At 45.1% G+C, this 14,751-nt stretch carries 17 protein-coding genes; 2 read left to right on the top strand and 15 right to left on the bottom strand.

Annotated elements, in window-relative coordinates:
• The first annotated feature begins 315 nt into the window (after positions 1-315).
• Positions 316-1,185, top strand: a complete 870-nt coding sequence (locus MHB54_RS01355; RefSeq protein ID WP_264453840.1) for an aminoglycoside 6-adenylyltransferase — start codon at positions 316-318, stop codon at positions 1,183-1,185.
• 49 nt (positions 1,186-1,234) lie between these two features.
• Here the strand turns inward: MHB54_RS01355 and MHB54_RS01360 are convergent, their stop codons facing one another.
• From MHB54_RS01360 to MHB54_RS01430, 15 genes are all read right to left on the bottom strand, one after another.
• A complete protein-coding gene (locus MHB54_RS01360) occupies positions 1,235-3,103 on the bottom strand; it encodes an alpha/beta fold hydrolase (RefSeq protein ID WP_264453841.1) in 1,869 nt (622 codons plus the stop codon).
• 60 nt (positions 3,104-3,163) lie between these two features.
• Positions 3,164-3,745 carry a TetR/AcrR family transcriptional regulator gene (locus MHB54_RS01365; RefSeq protein ID WP_226887689.1) on the bottom strand — a complete coding sequence of 194 codons (582 nt, stop codon included), beginning with the start codon at positions 3,743-3,745 and terminating at the stop codon, positions 3,164-3,166.
• A 66-nt stretch (positions 3,746-3,811) separates the two neighbouring features.
• Positions 3,812-4,156, bottom strand: coding sequence for a cupin domain-containing protein (locus tag MHB54_RS01370; RefSeq protein WP_023988410.1), 345 nt, complete (start codon positions 4,154-4,156; stop codon positions 3,812-3,814).
• Positions 4,157-4,277: 121 nt separating this feature from the next.
• The gene (locus MHB54_RS01375) at positions 4,278-4,613 is read right to left on the bottom strand and encodes a YolD-like family protein (protein ID WP_013310132.1); all 336 of its coding nucleotides are present in this window, start codon (positions 4,611-4,613) and stop codon (positions 4,278-4,280) included.
• A gap of 12 nt (positions 4,614-4,625) precedes the next feature.
• On the bottom strand, positions 4,626-4,820 hold the full coding sequence (locus MHB54_RS01380; protein ID WP_013310131.1) for a hypothetical protein: 195 nt from the start codon (positions 4,818-4,820) through the stop codon (positions 4,626-4,628).
• Positions 4,821-4,974: 154 nt separating this feature from the next.
• On the bottom strand, positions 4,975-5,358 hold the full coding sequence (locus tag MHB54_RS01385) for a VOC family protein (protein ID WP_023988409.1): 384 nt from the start codon (positions 5,356-5,358) through the stop codon (positions 4,975-4,977).
• Between the two features lie 66 nt (positions 5,359-5,424).
• Positions 5,425-5,913, bottom strand: a complete 489-nt coding sequence (locus tag MHB54_RS01390) for a hypothetical protein (RefSeq protein WP_023988408.1) — start codon at positions 5,911-5,913, stop codon at positions 5,425-5,427.
• Positions 5,914-5,998: 85 nt separating this feature from the next.
• Complete coding sequence (locus tag MHB54_RS01395; protein ID WP_023988407.1) at positions 5,999-6,361, bottom strand: response regulator; 363 nt, start codon at positions 6,359-6,361, stop codon at positions 5,999-6,001.
• Positions 6,362-6,694: 333 nt separating this feature from the next.
• On the bottom strand, positions 6,695-7,684 hold the full coding sequence (locus MHB54_RS01400; protein ID WP_076160283.1) for a metal ABC transporter substrate-binding protein: 990 nt from the start codon (positions 7,682-7,684) through the stop codon (positions 6,695-6,697).
• Between the two features lie 52 nt (positions 7,685-7,736).
• Entirely contained in the window at positions 7,737-8,585 is an 849-nt protein-coding gene (locus MHB54_RS01405) for a metal ABC transporter permease (protein WP_028542348.1), read from the bottom strand.
• Positions 8,531-9,238, bottom strand: coding sequence for a metal ABC transporter ATP-binding protein (locus tag MHB54_RS01410; RefSeq protein WP_023988404.1), 708 nt, complete (start codon positions 9,236-9,238; stop codon positions 8,531-8,533). The genes MHB54_RS01405 and MHB54_RS01410 overlap by 55 nt, the downstream gene beginning before the upstream one ends.
• A 217-nt stretch (positions 9,239-9,455) precedes the next feature.
• The gene (locus tag MHB54_RS01415; protein WP_053325337.1) at positions 9,456-10,478 is read right to left on the bottom strand and encodes an ABC transporter substrate-binding protein; all 1,023 of its coding nucleotides are present in this window, start codon (positions 10,476-10,478) and stop codon (positions 9,456-9,458) included.
• A 64-nt stretch (positions 10,479-10,542) separates the two neighbouring features.
• Positions 10,543-11,331, bottom strand: a complete 789-nt coding sequence (locus MHB54_RS01420; protein WP_053325336.1) for an ABC transporter ATP-binding protein — start codon at positions 11,329-11,331, stop codon at positions 10,543-10,545.
• Positions 11,328-12,437, bottom strand: coding sequence for a FecCD family ABC transporter permease (locus tag MHB54_RS01425; RefSeq protein ID WP_053325335.1), 1,110 nt, complete (start codon positions 12,435-12,437; stop codon positions 11,328-11,330). The genes MHB54_RS01420 and MHB54_RS01425 overlap by 4 nt, the downstream gene beginning before the upstream one ends.
• Positions 12,434-13,513 carry a CobW family GTP-binding protein gene (locus MHB54_RS01430; RefSeq protein WP_053325334.1) on the bottom strand — a complete coding sequence of 360 codons (1,080 nt, stop codon included), beginning with the start codon at positions 13,511-13,513 and terminating at the stop codon, positions 12,434-12,436. Before MHB54_RS01430 ends, MHB54_RS01425 begins: the two co-directional genes overlap by 4 nt.
• Positions 13,514-13,747: 234 nt before the next feature.
• Between MHB54_RS01430 and MHB54_RS01435 the strand changes: the two genes are divergently transcribed.
• Positions 13,748-14,749, top strand: a complete 1,002-nt coding sequence (locus MHB54_RS01435; RefSeq protein ID WP_068940793.1) for a permease — start codon at positions 13,748-13,750, stop codon at positions 14,747-14,749.
• The last annotated feature ends 2 nt before the right edge of the window (positions 14,750-14,751 follow it).

Consider the following 14,751-nt stretch of genomic DNA (forward strand, 5'->3'; position numbering starts at 1 on the left):
TCGTGTTCAAACATCATCACCCCTTTAAACGTATTAGAGGATTAGGCTCTAAGATGGTCTGTACTTGATGCCTCGCTTCATTATGGATAAAACATACAATTCGGTCAAGTGTACTTCTGGTAATGAAGAAGGCCTCGGCAGCACAATTGAATGGCTTCTGTGTATAGGCTATTGTAAGGATAGGAGACTTTTCCCAGATAAAAGAACTTACAGGAGGTTGTTTTCCTTGATGATCCTTGAGCTAGTGGCCATTATTTCTATTGCTCCCTTGTCCACGTTTTTCTCCTTTAGATACCGCTTGTGGAGACAACTATTATGAGAAGTGAACATGAAATGCTTCATACCATTCTCCATTTTGCTCAAGAGGACGAACGGGTACGTGCCGTGATTCTGAATGGTTCACGCGCCAATCCACATGCTCCACGGGACATTTTTCAGGATTATGATATCGTCTTTCTCGTATCCTCCATGGACAGCTTTATTCAGGAACGTCGCTGGATCAACCATTTTGGTGAATTGATCATTATGCAGACGCCCGATGAGCATATGGAACCTGCTCCGATGCCCCCTGATCGCTTTGCTTTTCTCATGTTATTTACGGACGGCAATCGCATAGATCTTACACTCTACCCTGCGAATAATATCGCCAATTGCACCCGAGACAGCTTAAGTGTACTGCTGCTGGATAAAGACAGACTTGTGGAGCCTTTCCCACCGCCAAGTCTTCAAGATTATAAGACGATACCTCCAACTGCCCAAGTCTATGCGAATTCCTGCAACGAGTTCTGGTGGGTCAGTACCTATGTGGCTAAAGGATTATGGCGACAGGAACTGCCCTATGCCAAATTTATGCTGGATCGGCCTGTGAGAGATGCGTTTCACTTGATGCTGGAATGGCATATTGGTATACGAACAGACTTCGCGGCAGACCCGGGTAAACAGGGAAAATATTTTGAGAACCACCTTGAACCTGGACTTTGGGCACTCTACATCCAAACGTTTGCGGATGCAGATTATGAACATATGTGGCAGTCTCTTTTTATCATGGGAAATTTATTTAGAGAAGTTGCCTTGGAAGTAGCGAACCATTATGGTTACGAATATCCGACTCTGGACGATCAACGTGTTACGAACTATCTCCATCACGTAAAAGCTCTCCCAGCAGATGCTAAGGACATTTATTGATAAAAAACCAGTCGGCACTTGATTTATATGTGCTAGGCTGGTTTTATTTTTATACACTAACGTTATTCTGTCGTATGTGCTGCTTTAGATATTGCGCTGTTCGTTCCGGTTGCGAGATCGGAAAATGATGGGCTGCCGGAATATTCAGCGTATGCAGGGCATGAAATGGCTCGGGCAACTTATAGATCTGATCCTTCACACCCCATAGAATCGAAACCTCCTCTTTATCCATTCTTTCGGGTATCTCAGGGACCGACCGGAAGCTATCGGACTTGGTTAGCATGGCTAGGGCTTGCGCAGTCGTCTTTCTTACGCGTGGGGAACGCATTTCTTCAAGAACATATGTGATGTATGCTGACGGGATATCGTCGATACTTTCAAAACAAGTCTGCGCAAGCAATTGCTTGCGTAAGCCTGACTCGCTGAGTCTGCCTAGCATACTCTCCGTAATTCGTGCGCTCCGATATCTGCGCGGAGCAGTATGCAATACAGGCTGCAATAGGTGTAAGCTACTGATACGCTCAGGTACGCGTTCCCATGCCTTAGCAGCTAGTAGTCCGCCGAACGAATGACCTACAAGGCAGATTGGCGTTTCCAAAGCCTGAATAGCCTGCACTAACGATTCAATGTGGCCTTCTAGTACATCCTCCTTATGATGGTATGGGGAACGGCCAAAACCAGGAAGATCCACCAAGCAAACAGAGGATTCCGGAAATTGATTTGCCAGCGGTATCAAACAATCTGCCCCGCTGAAAGTACCGTGAACTAATACGATCGTTGGATTTCCATTCTTCACCCTTCGCTCCAGGGTAGCTAATGGCCCACGTCTGTTGCGGACATATCCATCTGTATCTATGGTGGAATGAGCAATCCTGAAATCAAGATCAGTAATGACAAATGGGAACATGCTTTTGTTCGTTGCCTGTGACAACCCGTATTTACGTTGAATCTCTCGTGCTGCATCCAGTGGGTAGTCCACATCCACGATAAAATCGAGTGATTCCTTCGGAATACCTAACTTTTGGCCCAGAGGAGTACCCAATATACTGGTTAGCCAAGCTGGCGAGATCGAACCGAGCGGTTTACAGACACGAAGCTCCTTCGCCATATTCGTTCCCAGCTCTATCATCGTTGGACTCTGCTGCCTGTCATCCATCAAGTAGTATGTTTCACTAGCAGGATGTGATTCCTTCGTAAGAACACTGATCAATTCGGCTGCATGATCTACATGGACCAAGGGAAGCCAATGAGATTTTCCGCCGGGGACAAGTCCCATAAGCTTGCGCGCTGTAGAACCTACGAGAATGCCTAGCCCACCAGTTTGGGGCGTATCCCCAGACTCTGAGTCACCCATGACAACGCTCAAATGGACAACCGAAAGCGGAAATCCTTCCTTGTGTGCTCCTTGACGAATACGCAAATCAGCCAAAAATTTCATCCGTTCATATGGAGGCGCCTGTTCCAAATGAGCGATGACGGGCTCGGGAGTAATCCAGTTATGATCATTAAAAGGGCTTTTGTAACCAACCAAATGAATAAAATGTCGTAACCCTTTGCTCGCATGAATATGTGTAGCCAACGTTATCATTTCTTCTGCCGCTTGTAGAAAAGCTGCTCTCGCATCCTCCTCTCCCAGCAGAATATCCATCGGGCCTCCTGCGTGAATTATCACATCTGCTGTCTCCACGAGTTGCCTGTCAACAGGATTTAATCCTAGAGCAGGTATACTCAAATTGCCAATAACCGGTGTTAATTTCCCGATATGCCATGCTGTCTCCAAATCCATTTGCCTGCATATTTGTTCCCACTTCTGCTGCGAACGAACCAGGACGGTAATAGTGTGTTCCGCCTTTGAAAGTTGTCGTAACGTATGCATGCCGATAAACCCTGTGCCGCCCGTGATAAAGATATGTGCCATATACGAAACCTGCCTTTTTTAATTTTTAGTACTTCGTAGTACTAAAAAAGATTAAAAAAATCACTTTAGCAGAAGTGCTAAAGTAAATTTTAAATTTTCGAGTATGCTCGGGTCCTGGCTTGCATGCTGCAGAAAGAGCGCACCTTCAATGGCCGAGACGATGAATTGGGCCGTCGACCTCGCAGGAAGTTCAGCCTGAATCTCTAATCTTTCCCTTCCCTCGTTCAGCAATATTTCTACGGTAGTGATTTGGCTTTGGAAGAACTGGCTTATTTTATTCCGAAACAAGGCGCTATCTTGAGGCATTTGCGTATAAAGAGTAATAAAGGGACAGCCTCCCAAACAATCTGTCTCTTGCTCTGTCAGCAATTGAAGAAGGATTTCAAAACGTTCCTGAACAGACTGATCCTTACGCGAAACAACTTCATAAATCATCTCATTATACGTTTGAATCAGTTGATCCAGAATGGCTGAAAGTAGCTCTTCTTTACTTTTAAAATAATAGTAAATGTTGGTTTTGGACACATTGCTCACAGCCACAATTTCATCCATACTTGTTGCATGATATCCTTGGGTAAGAAACAATGAGGTGGCGATGCGCAGAACAACATCCCGATTCGTGATTTTATTTTTTTTCATCATATTTAGCACTATACGGTACTAAAAAAGACTTGTCAACCTTCGCTGGAACATGTCTGCTCCAAAATATTATTTTTCGGCCAGAACCCGGTCACCTCTGCTCGCAGGCTGAGAAATAACCAAAAATTCAACATCCTGATTCGTTTCATTAAACATTTGATGAGGCGCCATAGGAGGAACCTCACATCCTTCCTGAGATCCTAATTGGATTCGTTCACCATCCACTTCAAGTACCGCTTTACCTGATAAAATAAAGAAAAATTGGCGCGCATGATGATGATAATGTCTCACCTCATGTGTATTTCCAGGCATCCGCTCATGAATAATGCTCAAATCATTATTTTTCACCAAGCGCCAACCATCACATTGATCTCCCCATATATAATGTTCAGCATTATTTTTACTTATTTTCATATTGAACTCCTCCTTTTGCAATTACAGTTTTATTTTAAATATGGATTCATAGAGCTACAATCTTAATTTTAAAAAACGGCGGGACAAATGTAAAAAACACTCCGACTTAGTCAGACTGTTTTTATATATCCGCCTCGATAATTTCCTCCAACTTTATCCAGCTAAAATCCTCTTCCCCACGGGATAGCTTCACCTCTCGCCGACTTGTGTTAATCACCGTGACCAGTCCACGCAGCTCCTCATCATCAAATGGATTGAACACTTTTAGCGTAATAGGCTTACGTTCGTTATAGGATACGATAATGGCCTGTTCAATCTGCTGCATTTCCTGATCGTCCAGTGCTGGCTTGCCGCGCCTTCCTTGCTCCTTCATCAGTCTTAAATATGCCTCCCGATGCTCAGGCAAAATCATGCGCGAGCTTTCCCATATGCCATTTCCTTCAAGCTTTTTCCCCATCGTAAGCCCCTCCTATGCTGTTCTGGTTACCGGATGCCATGCCAATACATGATCTAATCGAAAAACACGTGGCTGGCCTGTCTGTAAACAGGTGGCTCGTATCAAGCCATTCTGCACACGATGCACCTCGATACGCCGATGAGACAGTTTGCCCTTCCGATCCAAATACACGATTTCCACGATCTGCCCCACGTATTTTTCCAACATGATCCTTCACTCCTTATCAGAACGTTTGTTTGTATTATATGCGAACATGCGTTTGATTATCAATGTAAAAAAATCCCCTGAGGGATTTGACTCTCTCAAGGGATTTCGTAACAATGTAATCTGAACTTAAAAATTTAACTTCTACAAAAATTTATTATTTAGTTCGTTCCCTTACAGCAAAGTAATTTTCTTCATTATCTGCAAAGTTAAACACTCTTCCGAAAGGCATAGTTACAATTTCTCCAACTTTGACATTTTTATTTGATAAGTCGTCATATAATTGATCAAGATTTTCCGAAAAAAACATTAAAGAAGGTGTACCGAGATTTAATTCAGGTGACATTTTAGCAACGAATTCCTTATTGTGGAGAATAATGCTTGTTTCTGCACCCTTTGCAGGAGCAATTTCAATCCATCTCATTCCTTGACCATTATTTTCTTCAGAAATTACTTTAAATCCTACTTTTTTTGTCCAAAAATCCAGTGCCTCATCCTGGTTATTTACATACAACATAATTTGACCGACTTTACTAATCATTGATTTTTCAACTCCTTTGTATAAGTAATTACCAAACCTCGATGCCCCTAATCCCATCTCCTCACTTTAAAATTCATAGGTGGATAGCTTAATATCTTCTTTATTCAAATCTTTCAGCGGATAGACAGGGCCATTCCAATAAGTCAGAATATCAAGCGGCTCATTAGTACCATGTTCTTTTAAAGAAAGAGATAATTCAAGTAATAAATGCGGAAGTTGATAAGAGCTTGTTAAAAACTGATATTCCTCTGGACTTTCACAGTCTTCTGCTCGATAGAACACAAAATATCCCTCGGTATGATCCCCAATGAGTACAATATAGCGAGCAAGAAACATAATTTCGCCATTGGCAAAAGGAATGGAATGTGTCGAAGCAGAGATCAAATCGGTCTCTAATCCCTCAATACGAAGGGTAAGTTCATTGTTAAGAGCATCCATTCTTTCCCTTTGTTCGCTGACGAGGTGTTCATAATTTACAGGGACAAGCCCTCCATTCTTGATCGTAGCGATCAGTTCGTCTATAAATACTTTTTGAGACAACACTCGATTGCTCATCCTATTCATCTCCATATTCGTGAAAATAAGCATGGAATTCTCGCTTTAACATGTTCAATATTTATGTATTAAAAATCTTGATTCCTTAACTCCCCAACATTTTTGTGACGGCATTCACGACCCTTTCCATCTCAAATGGTTTAACAATAAAGTCTTTTGCACCTGCCTGAAATGCTTTTATAATCGCTTCCTGCTGCCCCAAAGCAGAACACATTAAAATGTTAGCTTGAGGATCAAGCTCTACAATCTTTTTAACAGCCTCAAGTCCGTCCATCTTAGGCATATTAATATCCATGGTGATTAAATCGGGACGAAAGTGTGCGTATTTCAAAACAGCATCATACCCATTTTCTGCTTCCGCAATAACAGCGTGACCTAAATCCAAAAGAATATCCTTAAGCACAGAACGCATAAATAAAGAGTCATCCACTACTATAACTGTTGCCAAATTAACCTCTCCAATCCGTTGTCAAATGATATGCACGCCCAAACTTCAATATCGGTGAATAAACTAGTAATATTAATAGAAAGAATCTGTAAAAATAAAAACGCTACCAATGAATTATAAAAGAAATTTGAAACTAGCTACTACAGAATTAGTTTTCAAAAAAACGTTTCACAATGACGTAAATCATTTCTGAAAAGCAAATTACAAAGGACTATATATCTACTGTATCTAGAGCACTAGCCCAGAAAGTACAATCTTCTTAGATAGTTATAAAAAAACTGACGCCGGTATCATTCCGACGTCAGTTTTTAAACTTATTCGTTTAAGAATTCCTTATTCATTCAGAGCTTTTTTCAAAGCCTCCAGATTGTTTTTCATCACACCAAGGTAATCCAGGTTCTTCTGTTTGTCTTCATCCGTCAATCCTTCGAGCGGATTCAGTACATCGGTTTTTGAACCGATTTCAGTAGCTACGGTCTCAGCGACCTTCGGATCAACAAGAGTTTCGAAGAAAATCGTTTTAACATTATTTTCTTTAGCAAATTTGATAATACCCGCCAGCTTGTCTGGTGTAGGCTCTTGTTCCGGAGATAATCCGGCAATGGGTACTTGGGTCAGACCATATTGCTTAGCCAAATAACCAAAAGCAGCATGCTGTGTAATAAAGTCTTTACGTTTTACATCTTTCAGACCTGTTTTGAACTCGTTATCCAGCTCTTTTAGCTTGGCGATATAAGCATCAGCGTTTTTCTCATAATCAGCTTTGTTTGCCGGATCGGCTGCCACAAGCCCTGCTTCAATGGACTCCACTTCTTTTTGGGCCAAGACTGGATTAAGCCATACATGAGGATCCAGCACATGATCGTGATCATGGCCTTCCTTTGCGTGTGCTTCTTCTCCTTCTTCCTCCTCAGCAGTGCCTTCCATCAGGTTTAACCCTTTGCTCGCTTCAACTACAACACGCTTATCGTTGGACGCGCTGCTCAAAGCCTGTTCTGCCCAACCTTCGACGATACCGTTATAAACAAATACGTCAGCATCCTTAACCTGTGCCATATCTTTGGCGCTTGGTTCCCAGTCATGCGGCTCAGCACCGGCAGGAATCAACGCGGTTACGTTAGCATGGTCTCCAGCAACTTGCTTGGTAAATTCATACATTGGATAAAAAGTGGTGACCACATTCAGCTTGTCTGCTGTTTGTGCCGCATTCGGCTCGGTTTGGGAAGCATTTGTAGCTGTATTATCAGATTTGGCTCCGCAGCCAGACAAAATAAGTGCTAGTCCCGCAGACAATACAAATGATTTTTTGAACCATGTATTCATATTCATTACTCCTTTATGTGTTAGTTTTTAGTCACTCTCACTGTAATTACACTCACTGGCCTGTCGCATTCTTCCGTCGGGAAGCCTGCTGCTTGCCCAGCTTACGGACCAGCTTTTGAATACCAGCTCCTACGATCAGGAATAATAACAGCACCATGGCAATTGTCCCCCCTGGGGGTGTACTAAGTTCATACGACGCCGTTAAACCCATAAATACGCCGATCAATGCAGTGATCATAGATATCCAGATGGCTGCCGCGAAGCTCGGTGCGATTCGAATCGCCAGCGCCGCAGGGAGCACGATGAGTGAGGAGACAAGCAGTACACCGACAATCGGCATTGCAGCAGCTACAATCATCCCTGTTAAAATACTAAATGCAAATGAGATGGACTTGACAGGAAGACCATTAGTCTTCGCCGTTTCTTCATCAAAGGTAATCTGATACAATGGACGCCGGAATACAAAAAAGAAAATACCTCCGATCACAGCCACTACAATCATCAACATCAGCTCTGTCTGATTGACCGCTACTACCGAACCGAACAAATAAGCGGAAAACCCTTTGTTGATGCTCTGATTCAGATTCATTAAAATAACGGCCGTCGAGAGGCCACCTACCATAATAATAGCCACAGATATCTCACTATATGTTTTATAAGACCTGCGGACGTATTCAACGATAATCGCGCCGATTACGGCAACAATAAATCCAGTTATCGTTGGGTTAATGCCTAAATAGGCACCCGCTGCCACCCCTGCCAGCGATACATGCGATAGCATGTCCGCCATGAGAGCCTGACGCCGTAGCATCAGGTATACTCCAAGCACCGAGGCCAGCAGTGCAATTACCCCACCGGCACAAAATGCCCGCTGCATGAAGTCGTAGTGCAGCATTTCCATCCGCCATCTTCCTTCCTCTCAAGCTCAATAATTCGATCCAGATAATGTTGCACTTCCGATAGTCCATGGGTCACCATGACCACAGTTCTTCCATATTCCTTAACCTGCTGATTCATCAGATCGTAGAAATGATGGCGGCTTTCCTGATCCATTCCGGTCGTAGGCTCATCCAAAATGAGCAGATCCGATTCCTGAGCGAGTGCTCTTGCCACACAAATACGCTGCTTCTGTCCACCCGACAATTCTCCGATTTTACGGTGACGCAAATCCCACATGCCTACCTGACGCAGCGCCTGCTCAGTCAGATCATGATCCTCAGGCCGCATACGGCGCAACCAAGAGCCATGAGTATATCTTCCTGAACGGACAAATTCCAGGATCGTACTTGGGAATCCGCCATTGAATGCAGCAATTTGTTGGGATACAAAGCCGACAACGAGCTTTTTGCCTTCACCTGTACGGTTAGACATGAACACCTTGCCCTTCCAAGGCTGAAGCAAGCCGAGCAACAGTTTGAGCATGGTTGATTTGGAAGCACCATTCGGTCCGGTAATGGCTACAAATTCTCCCGAAAAAATTTCAACATTGGCATCCACCAAGTTAGGAACGTCTCCGTAGCCAAATGTGACCTGTTCCAATGAGGCCAATAACATGACGCAAATCTCCTTTTCCTTTAAAAAGCCTGGAGCCATCTGAGCGATCATCATTTGCGCAGATTCTCCAGGTCGTTTATGATCATTAAACCATCTACCGTAATTATTACGATTTGGTAATAAAAAAATAAGCGTTTGATAAACGTAACCTTTACGCATTAGCAAGTTTAACAGTTTAGGCAAGGTTCGTCAATGTTTTGGCAACTCTTTTGTTTGTTTACTTCACTTTGTCCGGGTACAAGCCTGCAGCCAAGGTTTTCAACGCGATCGGAGCGCGCACGCCTTCAGCCGCTGCGGATAATGGCAGCACGATAAACCGTTTGTTTTTGATCGCTTCCACACCAGCCAGCGCAGGCTTGCTCAGGAGCAGCTTCTCTTTATCCGCCAGTGAAGTATCTCCATAGTCGAGAATGACAATGACGTCAGGATTACGGTTCACAACCTCTTCCCAGCTTACCTCGGTAAAACTTTTGTCGATATCATCAAAAATATTTTTCGCCTTCACACTTTCAATCAAAGACGTTAAGTAATTGTTGGCAGCCGTAAAGGGCTTGTCTTCTCCGCTGTCATAGACAAACACCTTGGGTGGCTGTTCAACAATACCAATTTGAGTCTGAATGGACTGCACTTGTTCACGAATGTCATTTACCAGCTTTTCTGCACGCTCCTCAACCCTGAAAATACGCCCAATATTTAGTATATCCTGATACACATCTTCTAGCGTGGGACCCGGTTTATTTGAGGACTCCTGTACATAGGTCAGCACCCCTTGTTTGGCTAGCTCCTCACGGGAACCCAGATTTTTATCATTAAAGGCACTCTTCCAGCCCGCATAGGCAAAATCCGGTGCAGCGGCCATAAACACCTCTTTGGACGGATATTGTCCGGCCAGTACCGGGATTTTGTCATATTGAGCCTTATATTTTGGCAAAATCTGATCATCCAAATACGCAGTTCCTACCATAGAGGATTCCAGTCCAAGGGCCAGCATAACCTCAGTTGCATGCTGGTTCAATGTAACCGCGCGTTTGGGCGCCTCGGGAAATGCCATTTTAACGCCCATGTTCTCAAGCTCTACCGACGTCTTATTGGTTGCCGATTGCAATGCGGCAGGTTGCTGCCCGTTTGCCAATGGATCGCTTGTTTGAGCTGTGTTTCCTGCTGCGCAGGCTGATAACAACAGCATCATCGCCAAAGCGAGCATAACCAGCGGTAACGCGGGCTTGCTATATTTTTTCATATGTACCGTCTCCTCTTTTATTTGTAGTATATCTTACCTCATCGTATCACCTTTTCTGTTGACGTTATGGATAGCCTCCTCTCCTGAGAGAATCCGGTAAAAAGGTAATATTCGGCTTCCCGGTTTTTGGATGAATGCAGATTTCTGTCTCCACACCGAATACACTCCACAGCAGGTCTGGCTGAAGCACATCCTCCGTTATGCCAGAGGCTACCACTTTGCCTTCTTTTAATACATACATTCGATCACAATAAAATGCCGCCAAATTCAAATCATGTAGTGCAGCTATCGTAGTTATCCGAAGTGTTTTGACCAAATCCAAAATTTGCAACTGATACCTGATATCCAGATGATTCGTCGGCTCATCCAAAACAAGAAATCTCGCCTGCCCGGCCAAAGCTCTGGCGATCAATACCCGTTGCTTTTCTCCGCCGGACAAGGTGGCAAAGCCCTGATCCGCCTGAGCATCCATGCCTACCCGCTCCAGCGCCTGCTCGACCAGTTCATGATCGACGACAGTATCTGCTTCCAGCAGTTTCTTATGCGGATGGCGCCCCATCAGCACGATGTCCCGTACTGAAAAATCAAACGTTTGCGGCGCATCCTGACTCACCACTGCCATTTGTCGGGCCGTCTCTTTATACTTCATCCGCAGCATATCCTGGCCATCCAACGTAACCAAACCACTGTCAGGCTTTAGCACACGATACATATTTTTGAGCAACGTCGATTTCCCGCTGCCATTTGGACCGATCAATCCGACCAGCTCCCCTGCTTTTACCTGGAGACAGATGCCGTCGATCAGCCGTTTGTCGTGAATACTGAAGGTCACGCATTCGACTTCTATATTCATTTTTCGCCTCCAAACGAGTAGGAACTACGACGCAGCAGCCACACAAAAAAGGGTCCTCCGCACACAGCCGTCACAATACCAATCGGCAGCTCCTGGGGAGCCAGCAGGAGCCGGGCACACACATCAGCCCACACGACAAAAATAGCTCCCGCCAATAGACTGACAGGCAGCACGCGCCGATGATCTGATCCTACGACCAGCCTAACGATGTGCGGAATCATAAGCCCGACAAAGCCAATCGAGCCACTAACTGATACGACTGCCCCTGTTAAAAGAGACGCCATAACAACCAGTAATACGCGGAACGCCTGTACGTTCACACCGAGCGTTACTGCGGTCTCTTCACCCGTTAGCAAAGCATTCAGCGAACGGTATCGGGTCAGGAGCACAGCCGTTCCAACGGCTACAATGAGGCTTGGAATAAAAAGCGTATCCCATTGAGCACCTGCCAGACTTCCCATCATCCAATACATCGCGTCACGAATGCCTTTTTCATTCGGGGCCATCGTAACGATAAAGCTAGTCACTGCCGACAGCATCATAGACACCGCCACCCCTGCCAGCAATAAGCGGGTCGTCGATATGCTCCCAGCCACACGGGATAACGCGAACACCATAAGCATTGCAGTTAACGAACCTATAAAAGCAGATAAAGGCAGCGCAAGTCGTCCTAAAAATCCGAAAGCTCCGAACACAATCACCAACGTGGCTGTTACCGAAGCCCCAGACGAGACTCCTAAAATATAGGGATCTGCTAACGAATTACGGATTAATGCCTGTATAGTCGCCCCTGTAACAGCAAGTCCTGCTCCTACGACAACACCTAGCAGCACGCGTGGAAAGCGGATTTCCCAAACGATATATTGCTCAGGCTTGGTCCATGTCACGGGTATCCACTGGTCCAGCCAGGGAAGATGGGACAGTGCAATTCGCCATATCGTCCCCGGTGCGACAGCTACAGGACCCAGCATAACCGCGAGTGTGACCGAAAGCAACAGCCCAGCAGTCAGCAGCAGAATTGTTGTAAATCCCCAAGTAGGCTTGCCCGCTAGGTGTGCGCGAGAATTATGTTGTGATGGATTAAGGTTGCTCGTTCTCGAAGTCATGAACTACTCAATGGCTTTTCGGCCGCTTCCAGCTTTCTCAATTGTCCCTCGATCTCGGAAGCAGAGAAATTCTCACCCATGACAACCGCTACATCGTTCACTGGCTTTTGCGGGCGGATCGGAATGATTTCCAGCTCCCGATAGGCAAATTGAAACATCATCTGGCCCTCTGATTCCAGAAACCGCACAATTCCTTTGGCCCGGTAAATTTCAGCTGGCAAACTGCGGAACAACTGTTCAAACTCGGATCGTGGCACAGGTTGTCCAAAGAAATGCGTGTGAACAACTACATGGTCGTAGGAATGATAATGCTCCCCATGTTCGTGGTCATGGGCGTGATCAAGGTGATCATGAGACTGATGGTCTGTATGGTCATCATGATCATACGTGTGCAGATGATTTTCCGAATGAGGATGTTCACTCTCAATATCAACTGCGGATTCCTTATGCCGCAAAACGTCCATACGCTCCTCTCCTTGAGTGGAGAAAAAAATACCCGCGTCCACGTCACTTCGTTGCGTGCTCACAGTCAGAGCATATGGATTTAACTCTTTTACGAGGGCCTGTACTTTCTGCAACTCGCCCGCAGCCAATAAATCGGTCTTGTTAATAATCAGTTTGGAAGCGCACCGAAGCTGATCCTGCATCAAACGAAGCGACTTGCTTCTCTCGTTCCCCGAGGCAAAGTCCAGAAATTGATGCGCGTCTATGACCGTGATAACGGATTGTAAAATCATAGAGGAATAGATGGAGGCGTCTGTCACTGCATCTACAATCTCCATCGGGTTAGCCACTCCGGTACATTCTACAATAATCACGTCCGGCTTATATTCATCAGCAAGATTCATGAGCTCGACGCCCAAATCCCCGCGAATGGTACAGCATATACAACCGCTGAGCATTTCCTTCATGGGTGCTTGGCCATTCACCAAACTGCCGTCCAGATTAACATCACCCAACTCATTCATCAAAATGGCTGGCTTGAGGCCCTTCTCCTTGTAGTAAGCCAGCGCATGCTGAAGAAGAGTGGTTTTACCGCTACCCAAAAAACCGGATAAAACAACAATCGGTATCATATAACCCCTCCTTATCTTTGCAACATTTAATATGGATCGTACCGTAAAAGTTTCCTTCTTGCAATCATTTATCGAAATTTAATCGTAATAATTACTAATAACAAACATAAATATATATGACCACTCTTTGAATTGTCAATATAGGAGGTGAGACAAGCACAATCCAGCGGGCATGATTGTCCCTCTACAGACATAGGATGTAGATAAGAACCCTTATTCTCAAGGAGACGTGGAATGAAAAACAGTACGCTGTTGAAGATGCTGCCTTTTATAATTCCGTTTGCCTTTCTCATCCCTGTGCTTGTCACGCTATCTCCCCAGTGGCTTCGTTTGTTAGATATGGGGCAGCTGCAACCGTTAAAAACGGTATTTATGGGTATTTTTCTGGAAGCTGTTCCGTTTCTCCTTATCGGTGTGCTCGTCTCATCCCTTTTGCAGTGGCTTGTACCGGAGACATGGATTCGCAAAATAGCGCCTGCGCATCCTGTACCGGGTGTCCTGCTGGCCTCCTTACTAGGTATGCTATTTCCCATCTGTGAATGCGGCATGATCCCTGTCGTTCGGCAATTAATGCTCAAGGGAATGCCTGCCTATATGGGTATCACTTTTATTTTAAGCGGGCCCATTATCAATCCCGTGGTACTGGCTGCGACGATGATGGCTTTCCCTTCCCATCCCGAGGTCACTGCCGTTCGAATGGGTTTGGCTTTTGCCGTCTCCGCGATCATCGGGCTGATCGTGTATGCCTTTGTACGAGTGCATCCGCTCAAACGGTCGTTGCTCTCTTTTAACCAGCAAAAGCAGAACAATCAGACTCATCGGCATAGTCGCACATGGCGGGGCTTTTTTGTACATGCTGGTGACGAGTTTTTGGACATGAGTAAATATCTCATTATCGGCGCACTATTAACAGCCTGCATTCAAACCTTCATCCCACGCGATGAACTGCTTTCGTTAAGCAACGGAACGGTTGGATCGTACGCCTTTATGATGGGTTTTGCCTACATACTGTCGCTGTGTTCCACCTCCGATGCCTTTGTAGCCACTGCTTTTTCACATACCTTTACACTGGGTCCGCTGGCAGCCTTTCTTGTACTCGGTCCGATGCTAGACTTCAAAGGCACGCTCATGCTGCTAAGCACCTTCCGCACCAAATTTGTCGCCATCCTGGGCTTGCTCATTGTTTCACTCGTCCTAGTGGGTTCTATAGCTGCTGAATGGTTATTAGGGAGGTGAAT

This window comes from Paenibacillus sp. FSL M7-0802, from assembly GCF_038004945.1.
Taxonomy (GTDB): domain Bacteria; phylum Bacillota; class Bacilli; order Paenibacillales; family Paenibacillaceae; genus Paenibacillus; species Paenibacillus polymyxa_B.